Origin of the sequence: Streptomyces calvus (assembly GCF_006782915.1) — a bacterium.
GTDB classification, from domain to species: Bacteria; Actinomycetota; Actinomycetes; order Streptomycetales; family Streptomycetaceae; genus Streptomyces; species Streptomyces calvus.
This window is the reverse complement of sequence record NZ_VCNP01000056.1, coordinates 232423-249081: the sequence shown is the minus strand read 5'-3', so window position 1 is coordinate 249081 and position 16659 is coordinate 232423. Positions and strand designations below refer to the sequence as shown.

11 protein-coding genes and 2 pseudogenes are annotated in these 16659 nt (G+C 73.7%); 6 read left to right on the top strand and 7 right to left on the bottom strand.

What is annotated here, in order from left to right; genetic code table 11:
* The first annotated feature begins 124 nt into the window (after positions 1-124).
* Complete coding sequence (locus FGW31_RS29520) at positions 125-2500, top strand: glycoside hydrolase family 31 protein (RefSeq protein WP_142196599.1); 2376 nt, start codon at positions 125-127, stop codon at positions 2498-2500.
* Here FGW31_RS29520 and FGW31_RS29515 read toward each other — a convergent pair.
* Together FGW31_RS29515 and FGW31_RS29510 are read right to left on the bottom strand one after the other, a co-directional pair.
* The gene (locus FGW31_RS29515; protein WP_142196598.1) at positions 2494-3027 is read right to left on the bottom strand and encodes an NUDIX domain-containing protein; all 534 of its coding nucleotides are present in this window, start codon (positions 3025-3027) and stop codon (positions 2494-2496) included. The genes FGW31_RS29520 and FGW31_RS29515 overlap by 7 nt on opposite strands.
* A gap of 47 nt (positions 3028-3074) precedes the next feature.
* On the bottom strand, positions 3075-3884 hold the full coding sequence (locus tag FGW31_RS29510) for a M15 family metallopeptidase (protein WP_142196597.1): 810 nt from the start codon (positions 3882-3884) through the stop codon (positions 3075-3077).
* Between the two features lie 149 nt (positions 3885-4033).
* On the opposite strand from FGW31_RS29510, the gene FGW31_RS29505 reads away from it, so the two are divergent.
* The 3 genes and pseudogenes from FGW31_RS29505 to FGW31_RS29495 all read left to right on the top strand — a co-directional run.
* Positions 4034-5659 (top strand): GGDEF domain-containing protein, encoded by a 1626-nt coding sequence (locus FGW31_RS29505; RefSeq protein ID WP_142196596.1) that lies wholly within the window; start codon positions 4034-4036, stop codon positions 5657-5659.
* Between the two features lie 323 nt (positions 5660-5982).
* Positions 5983-6174: pseudogene (locus FGW31_RS29500) on the top strand (aquaporin); the annotation flags it as partial.
* Positions 6170-6339 (top strand): annotated as a pseudogene (locus FGW31_RS29495) (glycerol kinase); the annotation flags it as partial. The pseudogenes FGW31_RS29500 and FGW31_RS29495, both read left to right, overlap by 5 nt.
* Positions 6340-6417: 78 nt before the next feature.
* Here FGW31_RS29495 and FGW31_RS29490 read toward each other — a convergent pair.
* From FGW31_RS29490 to FGW31_RS29470, 5 genes are read right to left on the bottom strand one after another with little or no spacing between them, the layout of a single operon-like run.
* The gene (locus FGW31_RS29490) at positions 6418-7020 is read right to left on the bottom strand and encodes a GTP-binding protein (RefSeq protein WP_142196595.1); all 603 of its coding nucleotides are present in this window, start codon (positions 7018-7020) and stop codon (positions 6418-6420) included.
* A complete protein-coding gene (locus tag FGW31_RS29485) occupies positions 7001-10681 on the bottom strand; it encodes a hydantoinase B/oxoprolinase family protein (RefSeq protein WP_142196594.1) in 3681 nt (1226 codons plus the stop codon). The genes FGW31_RS29490 and FGW31_RS29485 overlap by 20 nt, the downstream gene beginning before the upstream one ends.
* A 24-nt stretch (positions 10682-10705) precedes the next feature.
* The gene (locus FGW31_RS29480) at positions 10706-11101 is read right to left on the bottom strand and encodes a DUF742 domain-containing protein (protein WP_142196593.1); all 396 of its coding nucleotides are present in this window, start codon (positions 11099-11101) and stop codon (positions 10706-10708) included.
* A gap of 9 nt (positions 11102-11110) precedes the next feature.
* A complete protein-coding gene (locus FGW31_RS29475) occupies positions 11111-11545 on the bottom strand; it encodes a roadblock/LC7 domain-containing protein (protein WP_142196592.1) in 435 nt (144 codons plus the stop codon).
* Positions 11542-14535: a sensor histidine kinase gene (locus tag FGW31_RS29470; protein ID WP_142196591.1), complete on the bottom strand. Its 2994-nt coding sequence runs from the start codon at positions 14533-14535 to the stop codon at positions 11542-11544. The genes FGW31_RS29475 and FGW31_RS29470 overlap by 4 nt, the downstream gene beginning before the upstream one ends.
* A 417-nt stretch (positions 14536-14952) precedes the next feature.
* Between FGW31_RS29470 and FGW31_RS29465 the strand changes: the two genes are divergently transcribed.
* Both FGW31_RS29465 and FGW31_RS29460 read left to right on the top strand, forming a co-directional pair.
* Positions 14953-15576, top strand: a complete 624-nt coding sequence (locus tag FGW31_RS29465; protein ID WP_142196590.1) for a hypothetical protein — start codon at positions 14953-14955, stop codon at positions 15574-15576.
* A 144-nt stretch (positions 15577-15720) separates the two neighbouring features.
* On the top strand, positions 15721-16518 hold the full coding sequence (locus FGW31_RS29460) for an IclR family transcriptional regulator (RefSeq protein ID WP_182675271.1): 798 nt from the start codon (positions 15721-15723) through the stop codon (positions 16516-16518).
* The last annotated feature ends 141 nt before the right edge of the window (positions 16519-16659 follow it).

Here is a 16659-nt window from a genome sequence, read left to right as displayed (position 1 = left end):
GTGATCGACTTCTGCACCAGGGTGCGCCCCACATAGTCCGTGTCGTGAAGATGTGGCCCGGTCATGGGTGAACGGCAGTTGAACGACACGCCTGGGGCGCGCGGTCAGTGGCAGGGTGAGCAGCATGGACGGTCGTGACCTGGTGCGTTCGGTGAAATCGGTCGGTTCGGTGGGGGCGGCCCAGGGGTTGCGTGCCGTACGGGCAGCGTGGCGGAGGCGGCGGGCGGACGCCACCGGGCTGCCGCCGCGCGGGGCGGAGCGGGCCCGGGTGCCCGGGACGATGCGGGAGGTGACGCCGGGGCTCGGTGGCGGGCTGATCCGGTTCGACCGGTCGGAGCTGCGGATCTTCGTGGCGGTGAACGGTGCCGTCTTCTGGGGCTGGGACGGGGCGTCGCCGGAGCCGTCGTACGCGCTGGCCGGCCGTTGTCCCGATCCGGATCCGCGGGCGGCGCTGGAGCCGGACAAGGACGGTGGCTGGCGGGTGGTGGCCGAGCGGGTGACGGTGGTCGTCTCGCGGCACGGCGCGGTGCAGGTGCTCACTCCCGGCGGTGTGCGGCTGCGGCGGGATGTGCCGCCGCGGTGGTGGGAGCCGGTCGGGGGCGGTGCCGCGCGCTGGATGCAGCGGTCCGAGGTGCCGGCGGACGCCCGTTTCTTCGGTCTGGGCGGGCAGGTGTCGGGTCCCCGGCTGCGGGACGGCACGTACCGGCTGTGGCACTCGGGCCCCGAGCATGCCGTCGGGCCGGGTGAGGACGCGCCGCGCATGGCGATGCCGGTGCAGCTGGTGGTGGCCGACGCGGGCACGCATCTGGTGTTCCACGACAGTTCCTGGGACGGCACGGTGACGCTGCGGGAGGGCGAGGAGGGCGCCGGTTCCGGGCACGACCGGGCGGGGACGAGCGAGCTGCGGATGGACGGCGGCCCGCTGCGCTGCTGGGTGGCGGTCGGTACTCCGGCGCGTGTGCTGCTCGCCTGGGCCTCGCTGACGGGCGCGCCGGCGCTGCCGCCCGCGTGGGCGCTCGGTCACCAGCACGTGCTGGCGGGGTCCGGTGGTGAGGATGAGGTGCGCAGGGTCGTCGCGGCCCACGTGGAGCAGGGGCTTCCGCTGGACGCCGTGCACCTGGGCCGGGACCACCTGGAGGACCGTCGGGTGTTCACCGTCGACCAGGACCGGTTCCCGAAGCTGCCGGTGCTCGCGGAGGAGCTGCGGCGCGAGAAGGTCAGGCTGGTGTCGGTCGTCGGTCCCGCGGTCGGCGCGGCGCCCGGTGAGGCGGTGTATGACGGCGGGGCGGGCCGGGACGCGTTCGTGCGGGACGCCGCCGGTGAGGTCGTGGAGGGGGTCGGGTGGCCCGGGGAGGCGGTGTTCCCGGACTTCACGGACGCGCGGGTGCGCGCGTGGTGGGGCGGACTGTACGCGGAGCGGCTGGCGCAGGGGTTCTCCGGCGTCTGGCACACCCTGGACGAGCCGACGTCGTTCACGGCGTTCGGGGAGCCGACGCTGCCGCGGTCGGCCCGGCACGCCCTGGACGGGCGGGGCGGTGACCATCGCGAGGCGCACAACGTGTACGGGCTGTGCATGGCGGGGGCCGCGTACGAGGGGCTGCGCGAACTGGCGCCGCAGGAGCGGCCGATGGTGCTGTCGCGTTCCGGTTGGGCCGGTGTGCAGCGCTACGGCGGAGTGTGGTCGGGCGACGCGGTGAAGGGCTGGGCCGGGTTGCGGGCGTCGCTCGCGCTGGTGCTGGGGCTCGGGCTGTGCGGGGTGCCCTGCTCGGGGCCCGACGTCCGCGGCCCGGGCGGGGCGGTGTCGGGCGAACTGTATGTGCGGCGGCTGCAGTTGGCGGCGTACCTGCCGCTGTTCCGTACGCGTGCCGGGTCGCGCGCGGGACGCGGGGAGTCGTGGGAGGCCGGCGCCGAGGTGGTGCGGCACACGCGGACGGCGCTCGTGGAACGGGCGCGGCTGCTGCCGTACTTCGTGACCCTGGCGCATCTCGCGCGCCGGACCGGTGCGCCCGTCGTGCGGCCGCTGTGGTGGTCGGCGCCCGAGGAGCGTGCCCTGCGCGACTGCGAGGACGCCTTCCTGCTCGGCGACTGTCTGCTGGTGGCGCCGGTGCTCGACCCGGGCACGGAGCGCAGGACCGTCCGGCTGCCGCGCGGGCGGTGGTACGACACGGCGACGGGACGGGCGTACGAGGGGTCGGCGCAGGTGGTGGTGGACACGCCGATGGAGCGGATACCGGTGTTCGCCCGCGCGGGAGCGGTTCTCCCGGTGGTGGGCGAGGACGGCGGTGTGGAGCTGGAGGTGTGGGCGCCCGCCCGGGGACGGACCGGGGGCGGGCTGGTGGTGCCGGATGCCGGCGACGGGTGGGACGAGCCGGAGATCGAGCGGTACACGGTGCGCTGGTCGGGCCCGCGGATCGTCGTGGAACGGGAGTGCGGGGACGGGGTCGGTGAGCCGTCCCGCCCGGTGCGCGTCCGCGGGCTGGGCGACGCCGTGGGTCAGTAGCGGCCCTCGAACCAGGCCCGTACGGCCAGGGTGTGCAGCGGGAAGGCGAGTTCTTCGGGGCGGCGCAGCAGGTGCCGTCCCGACGTCTCGTCGGTGGGCGCGGACGGCGGCAGGTCGTCCGCGGGGCGCTCCGGGAGGAGCCCGAAGAGGAGCAGGTGTCCGTCCGGTGAGCTCATGGCGTCGGCGAGCCGCACGTCACGGCTCGCCGCCTCGATGCCGGTCTCTTCCTCGAGTTCGCGGACGACGGCGTGGCGCCAGTCCTCCCGCTCGTCGATGTAGCCGCCGGGCAGGGCGGTGCCGCCGCGCGCGGGCTCGATCGTGCGGGTGATGACGACCAGGGCGGTGCCCTGTGTGTCGTACACGGGCTGGAGGGCCACGGCGACGGGGAGCGGGTTGCGGTACGCCGTGGTGCCGCAGGCCGGGCAGGTGCGGGGCCGGCCGGAGACGCCCTCTCCGAAGGGCGTGCCGCAGCTCGAACAGTGGCTGTTCGGGCCGGAGTTGGGAGCGAACGCTTGAGTTTCGGACACGCGCGCGACTGTATCCGATCCCTCGGGGGGCGTCTCCGTCAGGTCGTTCAGCGGCGGCCGGTGAGGGATGCGGCGGACACCGGGAAGTCGAAGTAGGTGTCGGGGTACGCCTCGGGCTTGAAGGTGTAGTGCCACCACTCCTCGGCGAGGTTCACGTAGCCGAGGTCCTCCAGCGTGGTCTTGAGCAGCAGCCGGTGGGCGCGCTGTTCGCCCTGGACGCGGGGGTCGAGGGTGTGGCTGAGGCTGTCGAAGCAGTCGTAGCCGGTGCCCATGTCGACGGAGTTGTCGGGGAACCGCTGGTCCTGCGGGGCGAAGCAGGGGGTGAGGGGCCGGCCGGGGCGGTAGGGGCGGGTGGGCTTCGCGGGGAGTTCCACGAGGGTGAGGTCCACGGTCGAGCCGCGGCTGTGGCCGGACTTCTCCGCGATGTAGCCGTCGGCGAACAGCCGGCTCTTGTCGACGTTCGGGTAGAACTCTGCCTTCATGGCCTGGTCGTCGAGGTCCTTGGCCCAGCGCACGAAGTGGTCCACCGCGCGCTGCGGCCGGTAGCAGTCGTACACCTTGAGCGAGTAGCCCTGGCGCAGCAGCTTCTGCTGCGCGGCGTGCAGGGCCTCGGCGGCGGGGCGGGTGAGGATGCACAGCGGCTGCCGGTAGCCGTCGATGCGCTCGCCCACGAAGTTGTGCGGGGTGAAGTAGCGCATCTCCTGGATGATGGTCCGGTCCACGCTGTGCAGCGCCACGAAGTCCTCGGGCGCCTTGGGCTCGGGCTTGGCGTGGGCGGGTGCGGACGCGGCGGTCGCGGTGAGCAGGGCGGCGACAGCGGTGATCAGAGCGCGTACCGCGAGGGAGAGTCGTGTCATGTCTCCTGCATCTATCAGGAGTCGGCTGTTCCGGGGAAGCACCGCGACGGCGCGGGCCGGTGGTGCCCGCGTGGCGATTCCTCCGGAATTCCACGTGAACGTCGCATGAACTGCGCCCGGGTGGCACCGGACGGCGCCATCATGCTCCCGTGAGCTCCTGGACGGACAGTCTCCGCTTCGCTTTCCAGCCGGTGGTCAACCTGACGACCGGCACGGTGGCGGGGCTGGAGATACTGGCCCGCCCCGAGACCGGCGACGTCCTGGCCGAGGCCCGCCGCGACCCCGAACTGGACCTGGGACTTGCGGTGTCGGCGGTGCGGGCGGCGGAACGCAAGGAGACCCTGCTGCCGCTGCACGTGAACGTGTTCGCGGGCACGCTGGCGGACCTCGGTGGCCTGAACCCGCTGCACGACGCGGTGCGCCAGGCGGGGCGGCTGCCGTGGGAGGTGACGATCGACATCGTGCCGCCCTACACGCACGTGCCGTGGCGGGCGCTGCTGGACGCGGTCGCCGGGCTGCGCGAGCAGGGTTTCCGCGTGTGCGCGGACGGCGTCGGGGACGGGGACATTCCGCTGCGGCTGCTCGCGGACCTCGCGCCGGACCTGATGAAGCTGGACGCGGTGCTGCTGGAACGGCCCGCGGTGGTGCGGTCCATGCGGACGCTGTGCGAGGAACTGGGGGCGCTGCTGGCCGTCGAGGGCGTGGAGACCGAGGGTCAGTGCGCGACCGCGCTGGCGGCCGGTGCCCAACTGGCCCAAGGCGAACTGTTCGCGCCGCCGGCCCGGCTGCCCGCCGCGGAAGTGTTCGTTCCGCCTCCGTCGCCCGGCGCGGTGGCCGTGACCCGGCCGGGGCCGTCGGTGCGGGAGTTCGTCCGGCCCGCCGCGCTGCTGCCCGCCGCCGCGTCCGCCGGTCAGGTACGGGCCCTGCTGACCGGCTCTCCCGACGTGTCCGGGGTGCTGCTGGTGGACCGGGCAGGGGTCCCGGTGCGCTCGGTGCACCGCTCCCGCTTCCTGCTGTCGATGTCGGGGCGCTACGGGCACGCCCTGTACGCCGACCGGCCCGCCGCCAAACTCGGCGACCCGCCGCGGACGGTGGGCGTCGACGCCACCGCCTGGGAGGTGCTGGAGGTGGTGGCGGTCGGAGACCGCGGCCGTACGTCGGACGACGTGGCCGTGGTCGACGCGCAGGGCCGGTGCGTGGGCGTCGTACGCCTCGCCGACCTGGTGCGCGCTCTCGCCGAGACCCGGGTGGAGGAGGCGGCGGGGCTCAATCCGCTCACCCGGCTGCCCGGTTCGGACGCGATCACCGCCGAGGTGGACCGGCGGATCGCGGCCGGCCGGGCCTTCGCCCTGAGCTGGCTGGACGTGGACCACTTCAAGCAGGTGAACGACGGGGCGGGCTTCGCTGCGGGCGACGAGCTCATCCGCGCGGTGGGCCGGGCACTGCAGCAGGCCGCGTCGGGCGGCACGCGCGTGGGGCACATCGGCGGGGACGACTTCCTGGTACTGGCCGATCCGGAGGCCCTGGACGCCCTGGTGTCGTCGGTCCTGGACGCGCCCTGGGAGGCGGGCGACCGCCCGGTCACGCTGTCGCTGGCCACGGTCCTGTGCCCGCCGGGCGGGGTCACGGACCACCGGCAGGCCGCCGCGTGCCTGGCGCCCCTGAAGAAGGCGGCCAAGGCGCTGCACGGCAGCAGTTGGGTGCTGGCCCGTGCGGGCACCGCCGGGCACGAGGTGCGCCGCGGCAGCGAGCGGGCCCCGGCGCCGGCGGGCTGAGTCCGGGAGCCGCTCGTGCGGCAGGCGGCCGGGAACGGTCGCTGCCGGCGACCTTGACGACCCTTCAGCGCCGGTGAACACTTCCGGTGTCAGTCGACATCGCCGTACATCTCGGTGCATTCCGGCACGCCTCCGGCGGGCCCTGTCCGCCGGGACCGGTGAGCCGCCCGTCCCCACGGGTGATCCGGCTGTGACGGCACGCTCGTCACGGACGCCGGGCGGGGCGCGGGTTCTCCCTGCCTACGGCCGACGCCGCCAAGGGAAGGCGCACCCCGCACGTGAGGTCCGGGCGGGTCGTCCCGGGCCGGGGCACAGGAGCCGCCATGAGCAGCGCAGACATCGTCGTCGGGGAAGGCATCGGCACCGCGATCCTGATCCCGTTCGGCGCCGGTGTGGTCGCCGCGGTCGTGCTGAACCACTCGAAGGCCAAGGACGCCGGCTGGGTCGTCATCGCGCCGGGCTGGGGTTTCGGCGTGATGGCCGGGGCGTACACCGCCGCCCCGCTGTCCGGCGGGGCCCGCCACCGGTGTGTGGAGCGGCCTCGACGAGCTGAAGTCCCACTGGCAGAAGGACGCCGAGTGGCGCCTGCCATGGAGGCGTCGGTCCGGGGCCGCGCGTACCGCAACTGGCGCCGGGCGGTGGACAAGAGCCTCGGCTGGACGCAGGACGGTGACGGCTGACGCACGCGGCGGTGCGTCCTCGACGCCGCGGCCCGTGCTCCTGTCGGCGGGAGCACGGGCCGCGGGCGGGTCACCGCCTCAGGTGGTGACCGCGCGGCGCTGCGCGGCCTGCGCCATGGCGTGCTGCACGACGCCGATGAGGACCTCCTTGACCGACTCGCGGTCGCGGGCGTCGCACATCGTCAGCGGCACGTGGTCGTCGAGGTCGAGGGCCCGGCGGACGTCCTCCGCCGGGTAACGCGCCGCCCCCTCGAAGCAGTTGACGCCGACGTGGAACGGGATGGCGCGCCGCTCGAAGTAGTCGATGGCCGCGAAGGAGTCCTCCAGGCGCCGGGTGTCGGCGAGGACGACGGCTCCGAGGGCGCCCTCGGACAGTTCGTCCCACATGAACCAGAACCGCTCCTGGCCGGGCGTTCCGAAGAGGTAGAGCACCAGGTCCTCGCGGAGCGTGATGCGCCCGAAGTCCATGGCCACGGTCGTGGTGTGCTTCCCTTCCACACCGCGGGTGTCGTCGACCGGGCGCCCGGCCTCGGTCAGGAGTTCCTCGGTGCGCAGCGGCCTGATTTCGCTGACCGCGCCGACGAGCGTGGTCTTGCCCACGCCGAAGCCGCCGGCCACCAGGATCTTGAGCGTGACGGGCTCGACCGGAGGCTTGCCGCGCTCAGAACGCCCGAAGATCATCGATCACTTCTCCTGCTTGATGGGAATCGGGCGGCGGGCCGTATCCCCCGCCGCCGGGGGTTTCGATGACGAACACGTCGCCGGGGCCGACGTCCACGGAGTCGCTTCCGCCGAGTGCGGTGACCGTACCGTCCGCGCGTTCGACGCGGTGGGCGCCGAGCGCTCCCGGCCGGCCGCCGGCCATGCCGTACGGGGGCACCCTGCGGTGCTGGGACAGCGTGGAGACGGTCATGGGCTCCAGGAAGCGGATGCGGCGCACGGCACCGTCCCCGCCGCGCCACCGTCCGGCGCCGCCGCTGCCGCGGCGCACCGCGAACTCCTCCAGCCGGACGGGCAGCCGCCATTCCAGGATCTCGGGGTCGGTGAGCCGCGAGTTGGTCATGTGCGTCTGCACGACCGACGCGCCGTGGAAGCCCTCGCCCGCGCCCGAACCGGAGGCGACGGTCTCGTAGTACTGGTGGCGTGCGTTGCCGAAGGTGACGTTGTTCATGGTGCCGGACCCCTCGGCCTGGACGCCGAGGGCCGCGTAGAGGGCCCCGGTGATGGCCTGGGAGGTCTCCACGTTGCCCGCGACGACGGCGGCGGGCGGCTCGGGCGCCAGCATGGAGCCCGGCGGGACGACGATCCGCAGCGGGCGCAGACAGCCGTCGTTCAGCGGGATGTCGTCGGCGACGAGGGTGCGGAAGACGTACAGGACGGCCGCGTCGACGACCGAGCGGGGGGCGTTGAAGTTGGTCGGCAGCTGGGCGGAGGTGCCGGTGAAGTCGATGGTCGCGGAGCGGTTCGCGCGGTCCACGCGCACGCGGACGCGGATGACGGCGCCCGCGTCGGTCTCGTAGGCGCAGTCGCCGTCGTCGAGGGCGTCGATCACCCGGCGGACCGCTTCCTCGGCGTTGTCCTGGACGTGCTTCATGTACGCCTGCACGACGTCGAGGCCGAAGTCCTCGATCATGCGGCCGACCTCCTCGACGCCCTTGTGGTTGGCGGCGATCTGGGCGCGCAGGTCGGCCAGGTTGGTCTGCGGGTTGCGGGACGGGTGGGGTGCCTCGGTGAGGAGCCGGAGGGTCTCCTCCTCGCGGAAGCGGCCGTTCTCGGCGAGCAGCCAGTTGTCGAAGAGGACGCCCTCCTCGTCGATGGTGCGGCTGTGGGCCGGCATGGAGCCGGGCGCGATGCCGCCGATCTCGGCGTGGTGGCCGCGCGAGGCGACGTGGAAGAGCACCTCCGGGTCACTCTCCGTGTCGTCTGCCGGCCGGGTGCCGAAGACCGGGGTGATCACGGTGACGTCGGGCAGATGGGTGCCGCCGTGGTACGGGTCGTTGACGGCGTAGGTGTCGCCGGGGCGCATGGCCGGGCCGCGGCGCCGGACGACCTCCTTGACGCCGGTGCCCATCGAGCCCAGGTGGACGGGGATGTGCGGGGCGTTGGCCACCAGGTTTCCGTCCGGGTCGAACAGGGCGCAGGAGAAGTCCAGGCGTTCCTTGATGTTGACGGACTGGGCGGTGGACTCCAGGCGGGCGCCCATCTGTTCGGCGATGGACATGAAGAGGTTGTTGAAGACCTCGAGCAGGACCGGGTCGACTTCTGTGCCGACTTCGGAACTCTGCGTAACCGTCACGCGTTCCATGACCAGATGCCCGTCGTCGGTCGCCGCGGCCCGCCAGCCGTCGTCTACGACGGTCGTCGCACCGGATTCGGCGATGATCGCCGGGCCGGTGACGGTTGCGCCGGGGGGAAGGTCCTCCCGGTGGTGCAGGGGTACGTCGCGCCAGGTGCCGCCGGTGTGGAGACGGACGGTCGGCGGCTCGGCGGCGCTGTGCCGAGGGGTGCCTTCGCGGGGAGCGAGGGCGGACAGATCGGGGGGTTCGGTGAGGCCGGTGGCTTCCACGGAGAGGGCTTCGACGACGATCGGGCGGTCGAGCGTGAAGGAGTACGTGGCGCGATGACGTTCCTCGAAGGCGCGGCGCATCGTCTCCGGCTCGGTGAGCTCGACGGCGAGGGTGGTGTCGGTGCCGTCGTAGCGCAGGTGGGCGCGGCGGGTGACCTCGATGCGTTCCTCGGGGACGTCCTCGGCGAGGAGTTCGGCGCGGGCCGCCGCCTCCAGGTCGTCGGCGGTGCCGTGGACGCGGGGCATCGCGGCGGGCTCCAGTGGTGCCTCCACGGAGTGTTCCCGCATGGCCGTGGTGTCGGCGAGGCCGATGCCGAGCGCGGACAGGACGCCCGCCATCGGCGGGACGAGGACGGTGCGGATGCCGAGGGAGTCGGCGACCATGCACGCGTGCTGCCCGCCCGCTCCACCGAAGGTGGTGAGCGCGTAGCGGGTGACGTCGTGGCCCTTCTGCACGGAGATCCGCTTCACGGCGCCCGCGATGTTGGCGACGGCGATCCGCAAGTAGCCCTCGGCGACCTGCTCGGGCGTGCGGTCGTCGCCCGTCCGCTCGTGGATCTCGCGGGCGAGCGCGGTGAAACGGTCGCGGACCAGTGCCGCGTCGAGGGTCAGGTCGCCGTCCGGGCCGAACACGGCGGGGAAGTGGTCGGGCTGGATGCGGCCGAGCATGACGTTGGCGTCGGTGACGGCGAGCGGGCCGCCGCGCCGGTAGCAGGCGGGGCCGGGGTCCGCGCCGGCCGAGTCCGGACCCACCCGGTAGCGGGAGCCGTCGAAGTGGAGGACCGAGCCGCCGCCGGCGGCGACGGTGTGGATGTCCAGCATGGGGGCGCGCAGCCGGACTCCGGCGATGTGCGTGGTGAGGACGCGTTCGTACGCGCCGGCGAAGTGGGAGACGTCGGTGGAGGTGCCGCCCATGTCGAAGCCGATGACGCGGTCGTGGCCGGCGCGTTGCGACATGCGTGCCATGCCGACGATGCCGCCGGCCGGCCCGGACAGGACGGCGTCCTTGCCGCGGAACTGCCCGGCCTGCGCGAGTCCGCCGTTGGACTGCATGAACATCAGCCGTACGCCGTTCAGTTCGTCGGCGATGTGCCGGACGTGGCGGCGCAGCACGGGCGAGAGGTAGGCGTCGGCCACGGCGGTGTCCCCGCGCGGGACCAGCTTCATCAGCGGGCTGACCTCGCTGGACAGCGAGATCTGCGGGAAGCCGGTGCGGGCGGCGAGTTCCCCGACCGCCTGTTCGTGGGCGGGCTGGAGATGGCTGTGCAGGCAGACCACGGCGACCGCCCGGATCCCGTCGTCGTACGCCTGCCGCAGCGGTCCGGCGAGGGCGTCCAGGTCCGGGGCGCGCAGGACGGTGCCGTCGGCGGCGATGCGCTCGTCCACCTCGACGACCCGTTCGTACAGCGGCTCGGGCAGGTCGATGCGGCGGGCGAAGATGTGCGGGCGGTTCTGGTAGGCGATGCGCAGGGCGTCGCCGAAGCCCCGGGTGACGACCAGCAGGGTGCGCTCGCCCGTGCGCTCGAGGAGGGCGTTGGTGGCGACCGTGGTGCCCATGCGCACGGAGTCGACGGGAGCGTCGGATCCGGCCAGCAGCTCCCGGATGCCCCGGACCGCCGCGTCGGTGCCGGCGCTCCCCCGGCCCTCGGGCCCGGAGCGGTGCGTGGCGGGCCGGTCGGACAGCACCTTCCGGGTGAGCAGCCGGCCGTCGGGGCGCCGCGCGACGATGTCGGTGAAGGTGCCGCCCCGGTCGACCCAGAACTGCCAGCCAGTCACGTCAGTACCCCGCTTCCGCGCCGGTCACAGCGCCCGCAGGCCGTTGATCACGTCGCGCAGAATACTCTCGTCGACCAGTTCCGCCGGGGGTACGGGCCGGTTCACGTGGACGAGTTCGCTGTCCACGAGGTCCCCGACGAGGACCCGGACGACTCCGATCGGCAGGTCGAGTTCGGCGGAGAGTTCCGCAACCGTCTGCGGGGTGTCACGGCACAGTTCGACGATGTCCACATGCTCCGGGGAGAGTGTGGGATCGGACTCGGGGTCGTCCGCGTGCGGCTCCGTGACGACCACCGCGATCAGGTCGAGGCGGTGCTGGGCCGTGCTGGTGGTACGGCCCCGCGTCATGGCGTACGGGCGGACGACCGGTCCGGCCTCGTCGTCGAACCAGTGGCTTCTGCCCTGACCGTCAGCGCTCATGTCATCCCACTACCCGCCCGCGGGCAGATCGGTGCGCGGGGCCGAGCCCAGATGCGCCCCGACCCGCTTCACCAGCAGCGTCATCTCGTAGGCGACCTGTCCGACGTCCGAGTCGGCGTCGGACAGGACGGCGAGGCAGCTGCCGTCACCGGCGGCGGTGACGAACAGGAACGCCTCGTCGAGTTCCACGACGGTCTGGCGGACGTCGCCGGCCTCGAAGTGCCGGCCCACGCCCTTGGCGAGGCTGTGGAAGCCGGAGGCGACGGCCGCCAGGTGCTCGCTGTCCTCCCGGGTCAGGTCCTTCGACGCGCCCGTGGCCAGGCCGTCGCCGGAGAGCACGATCGCCTTGCGGATGCTGGCGACGCGGTCCACGAGGTCGTCGAGGAGCCAGTTCAGCTCCCCCTTGTCCGTCGTGCTGTGGCCGGTGCCCTTCGGTGCGGTCATCGACCGTCCCCCTTTGTCGTTCGTCGTGGTGCTGTGCCGCTGCCGGCGTCCTCGCCCGCGGCGTTCTCCTCACGGCCGCGCTGCCAGCCGCGCTGGAGCGAGGCCATACGGCTGCGTACTTCGTCGGCATCCCGTTCAACGGGCCGGGCGCTGTCGTCGTTCCTGCGCCCGGCGGCGCGCTTGAGCTGCGGGGCGAGGCTGGCCTGCCGTACGCGCCGGGGCAGTGATCCGCCGCCGGGCGGTGCGGCACCGGTGTCCGTCGCGTTCGCGTCCGGTGCGGAGTCGTCGGGGCCGTCGCCGCTCGCCGTGCCGGCGGGGCGGCGGATCCGCTGGGGAAGTCCGGCGGGCGGACCGGACCGGTCCTCGCGTGCGGGGCCGGCGGGTGACGGGGACGCTCCCCGTTCCCCCGCGCTGCCCACGGGGCGGGCGGGTTCGGCGCCCCGGCGCCGGGACGGCAGTGCGGGCGGCGTCTCCGCGTCCCGCGGGTCGTGCTCGCTGTCGGCGGGAAGCCGCTCGGCCCGGCGGCGGGCCGGGAGCGGGGACAGGGGTTCCGGGCCCGTGCGGCCGGTGGTCCAGCGCCGTGCGGGCTCCTCACCCCGGCGGCGGGTGGGCAGCGGGGGTGCCGTATCCGGCGCGGGGCGGCCCGAGGGTGCGGCGGCGTCGTCCGCGTCCGACCGTTCGCCCCGCGTGCGCTGGTCGCGCACCGGGCGCCCGTGGGAGCTGACCAGCTTGGGGGTCGACCTGCGGGCCGGCGGGACCGGGGCGCCCGTCCGGTCGTCCGGGTCCGTGTCGTCGCGGAGGTCCGGCTGCTCGGCGTCGCCGCCGTGGCCGGGCCGCTCGTCGGTGCCGCCGGTGAGGGAGCGGCGCGGACGGAAGAGTCCGCCGTGTCCGCCGTCCTCGTCACCCAGCTCGGGGAAGCCGTCGAGGGAGTCCAGGTCGACGGGTGCCTCCAGCTCGATGGGGCCGTCCAGCAGCGAGGCGGGCAGCCGGGGCAGCTGCACGGGCACCTGGGAGAGCGCGGCGCGGCGGCTCTCCTCGGTGTCCCGCTCGTCGGGGCGCTTGGGCCGGTCCAGACGGAAGCCGACACCGTTGGTGTCCGGGATGTCGTCCGTCAGTAGGGCGTCGGGAAGGAACACGACCGCGGTGGTGCCGCCGTACGGGGAGGGTTGCAGGGAGACCCGCACGTTCTGGCGCTTGGCGAGCCGGCTGACCACGAACAGGCCGAGCCGGTCGGTGTCGGAGAGTTCGAACTCCGGGGTCTCGGCGAGGCGGAGGTTGGCGTCGAGGAGCGCGTCGGCGGCCATGCCGAGCCCGCGGTCGTGGATCTCCAGGGTGAAGCCGTTGGCCACGCGCTCGCCGAGGACCTGGACGGCGGTGTGCGGCGGGGAGAAGACCGTGGCGTTCTCCAGCAGTTCGGCCACCAGATGGGTGAGGTCGGCGACGGCCGGTCCGGTGACCGCGACCCTCGGCAGCCGACGGACCTCGATGCGCTCGTAGTCCTCCACCTCGGCGACGGCCGCGCGGACGACGTCCATGAGCTGGACGGGCTTGCGCCACTGCCGGGAGGGCGCGGCACCGGAGAGGATCACCAGGCCCTCGGCGTGCCGGCGCATCCGGGTGGTGAGGTGGTCCAGCCGGAACAGGTCGGCGAGTTCCTCGGTGTCGTCGGTCCTGCGCTCCATGGTGTCCAGCAGGGTGAGCTGCTTGTGCAGCAGCACCTGGCTGCGGCGGGCGAGGTTGACGAACACCTCGGAGACACCGGCGCGCAGTTCGGCCTGCCTGACGGCGGCCTCCACGGCGGCGCGCTGGAGGGTGTTGAGGGCCTGGCCGACCTCGCCCAACTCGTTCTTGTCGTACTCCAGGCGCGGCACTTCGGTCTCGACGTCGACCTGTTCGCCCGCCGAGAGGCGGCGCATCACGCTGGGCAGCCGCACGCCGGACGCCTCGTGGGCCTCCAGGCGCAGCTGCCGGAGGTCGCGGACGAGGCCGCGGCCGACGCGTACGGAGAGGAAGAGGGAGACCAGCAGGGCGATCAGGCCGAGGCTGCCGGCGATGACGGCCTGCGCGATGACGCCGAGGGCGACGGGGCGGACGCGGTCCTGGTAGCGGTCGGTGGCCTGGTCGTTGAGGGTGGCGAGCTCGGCGAGCACGTTGCCGGCGGCGATGTCCCAGCCCTTCGCGGTGATCCCGCGGGGCGTTCCGGTGCCGGAGGAGATCGCGGCTTCCTCACCCACGCGCAGCGGTGCGGAGGCGGCGTTCTTCCAGAAGGTCTCGTAGCGGTCGCGTTCGGCGGCGGGCAGCTGCGGCAGACCGGCGTCGTACAGCAGCGTGCGCTGCGCCACGAGGTCGGAGAGGTCCCGCACCTCGTCCCGGGAGAGCGTGCCGACGAGCAGGGCGGAGCCGAGCAGGGCGTCCTCGCGGGAGAGCAGTTCGCGGGCGCGGGCGAGGCTGACGAGGGCGCGGTACTGCTTGTCGAGCTCGACGTCCTCGACCACATGGAGTTCGGCCAGCAGCACGTAGCACGGGTCGACCAGCCGGTTGTAGAGGTCGAGGGCCTGCGAGCGGTCGACGGTGCCGTCCTCGACGCTGCGGCGCAGGGAGTCGATGCCCTCGAAGGAGTCCAGTACGGCGGTCAGTTCACCGCTGTCGCCGTGCATGGCCTCGTGCACGTCGGAGTTCGCGGCGCTGCTGCGCACGATCGCCACGGCCCGGTCGGTGGCGGCGCGGCTGCGGCGGAGCGCGGCGAGGGCGTTCGAGGCGCGCGGGTCGGCGAGGTAGACGAGGGTCTGCCGGCGCTCCTGCTGAAGGACACGGACGGTGTCCTCGACGGGGTAGCCGACCTCCTCCATCACCGACGAGACGTCGAACAGATGGCTTGCCTCGCGGCCCGTGATCGCCGTGGTGAAGGCCCAGATCGTGGTCAGGGACAACAGCGGCACGAGAAGCAGCGCCACGATCTTCCGGCGGACGGACTTCCCGCGAAAGCGCATGGCCTCCCCCAGCTCGGCCCCCGACCGGCCGGGGGTACACAGTGCGTCAACAAACGGCGCGAGCCTACTACCGCCCTGGGGTGAACTCGAAGAGCCGTCCGGAACCTGTGGTTCCGTACTGGCGTCCGGAGATGGTGAGTTGTCCGGGCATTGGGGGAGATTGCCTCCCGGAATCCGGGGCGCTTCCCGGAGGTGAATTTCACGAACAGGAAGCGACGGTTGGCCGAATCCTTTCCCGGTCGGGAATCTTCGCGGCGTGCTGTTCGTCCTTCTCTGTGGGAAATGGGGGCGGAATCGGTCACAGGAGCCGTGTCCCGCACCTGGGCGGCGTAGACGAGCGCAAGCCGGGCAGCCAATGGAGAACCGGGTCTTCGGACACGAGCGGGCTGTCTGCCGGCGGTGGGGAGTGACACGTTGATGGGCACGGCGGAGCGGCGCGGGGCGCCCGAGGGCGGCGCGGCGCGGACGACGGCACGGCCGGATACCGGGGCGCGGGGGTCCGGTACGGCCGCGGTCGAGGGCGGGACGGCCGACGGGCGCGGCCGTGCGGCGCCCGGGCACGACACGTCACGCGCGGCGCGCGCGGTCGGTGCGGAACGCGCGGCCGTGGACGACGCCGGTGCGTCCGGCATGGCGGGGCGGCGGGCCGGCCACCGGCCGTTGTGGGTCGAGGAGCCCGCGCGGCGGCGCCGGCTTCCGGATCCGGTGCGGACGGCGGCCGTGCGGGCGGTGCTGGTCATCTCCGTGACGCTGATTCAGGCCATGGTGGCCGTGCTGTGCACGCTGGCCGAGTCCTGGCTGGCGTTTCCCATGGTCATCAGCAGTGTCGTCAGTACCGTCCTGGCCACCTGGGCGGTGCTGGACGTATGGGTGACCCGCCAGGTCTGGAACCAGCGCAACGGTGTGGTGTCCGCCCCCAGCAGCACCGCGCGGGCCCTGCGGCGGGAGCGGCGGCGGGCCCGCCGTCAGCAGCGCGCCGCAGCGCGGGCGGAGGGCCGGATACGCCGGCGGGGTGCGGCCCGGCGGCTGTCGCACTCCTGAATCCCGGCCCGGGGGTCCCGATAGCATGGTGTTCCGCGGAGCGCACCGAAAGGCGCCCTGCGCAACAGATCCCGGGCGGACGACCGTCCCACCGAAGCCGGAAGGCGGCGGCCCGCAGCGGACCGACAGGCGGTGAGTCGAGCCATGACCGACGCCCAGCAGGGGCCCGGGCGCACCGGGGCGGGCGCGACCAGTGCGGTGCAGTCGGTGGACCGTGCCGTGAGCGTGCTGGAGATCCTCGCCCGGCTCGGGGAGGCGGGCGTCACGGAGATCGCGGGCGAACTGGGCGTGCACAAGTCCACGGCGTTCCGCCTGCTCGGTGTGCTGGAGAACCGCGGCCTGGTCGCCCAGGCCAAGGACCGCGGGAAGTACTACCTGGGGGCCGGTGTGCTGCGCCTCGCCGGTGCCGCGGCCGTGCGGCTGGACATCTCGCAGGAGGGCGTCCCGGTGTGCCGGGAACTCGCCGACGAACTGGGCGAGACGGTCAACCTGGCGGTGCCGGACGACGACGCGGCCGTCAACATCATGCAGGCCCGCGGCACGGCGGCGGTGACGGCACAGGACTGGCTGGGCCGGCGCACTCCCCTGCATGCCACCGCCGGCGGGAAGGTGTTCCTGGCCCACATGGCGCCCGCTCTTCGCGAGGGTCATCTCTCCCGTCCGCTGCGGCGGTTCACGGAGCACACGATCACCCGGGCGTCCGCGCTGCGCGGTGAGCTGGAGGCGGTGGCCGACCGGGGATTCGCCGCCACGCTGGAGGAACTGGAGCTGGGCCTCGCCGCCGTCGCCGCGCCGGTCCGCTCGCACGACGGCGCGGTGATCGCGGCGCTCAGCGTCTCGGGGCCGGTGTACCGGATGAAGGCGGACCGGCTGCCCGCGCTGGGCAGCCGGACGGCGACGGCGGCTGCCGAGCTGTCCCGGCGCATGGGCTACGGATTCTGAACCCCCGGCGGCACCAGCGGCCCGGCGACCCCGGCCGCCCCGGCCGCCCTGGCGGCTCAGCGACCCCGGCCGCCCCGGCGACCCCGGGGCCGCCGGCCTTCGGCGGGCGGCCTTTGGCGGGCAGCCTTGGCCGGCAGTCTT

What these genes read in the sequence shown, in the direction of transcription:
- FGW31_RS29520 (WP_142196599.1), top strand. Translation starts at nt 125, where the DNA reads ATGGACGGTCGTGACCTGGTGCGTTCGGTGAAATCGGTCGGTTCGGTG.
- FGW31_RS29510 (WP_142196597.1), bottom strand. Translation starts at nt 3,884, where the DNA reads ATGACACGACTCTCCCTCGCGGTACGCGCTCTGATCACCGCTGTCGCC.
- FGW31_RS29490 (WP_142196595.1), bottom strand. Translation starts at nt 7,020, where the DNA reads ATGATCTTCGGGCGTTCTGAGCGCGGCAAGCCTCCGGTCGAGCCCGTC.
- FGW31_RS29480 (WP_142196593.1), bottom strand. Translation starts at nt 11,101, where the DNA reads ATGAGCGCTGACGGTCAGGGCAGAAGCCACTGGTTCGACGACGAGGCC.
- FGW31_RS29475 (WP_142196592.1), bottom strand. Translation starts at nt 11,545, where the DNA reads ATGACCGCACCGAAGGGCACCGGCCACAGCACGACGGACAAGGGGGAG.
- FGW31_RS29470 (WP_142196591.1), bottom strand. Translation starts at nt 14,535, where the DNA reads ATGCGCTTTCGCGGGAAGTCCGTCCGCCGGAAGATCGTGGCGCTGCTT.
- FGW31_RS29465 (WP_142196590.1), top strand. Translation starts at nt 14,953, where the DNA reads ATGGGCACGGCGGAGCGGCGCGGGGCGCCCGAGGGCGGCGCGGCGCGG.
- FGW31_RS29460 (WP_182675271.1), top strand. Translation starts at nt 15,721, where the DNA reads ATGACCGACGCCCAGCAGGGGCCCGGGCGCACCGGGGCGGGCGCGACC.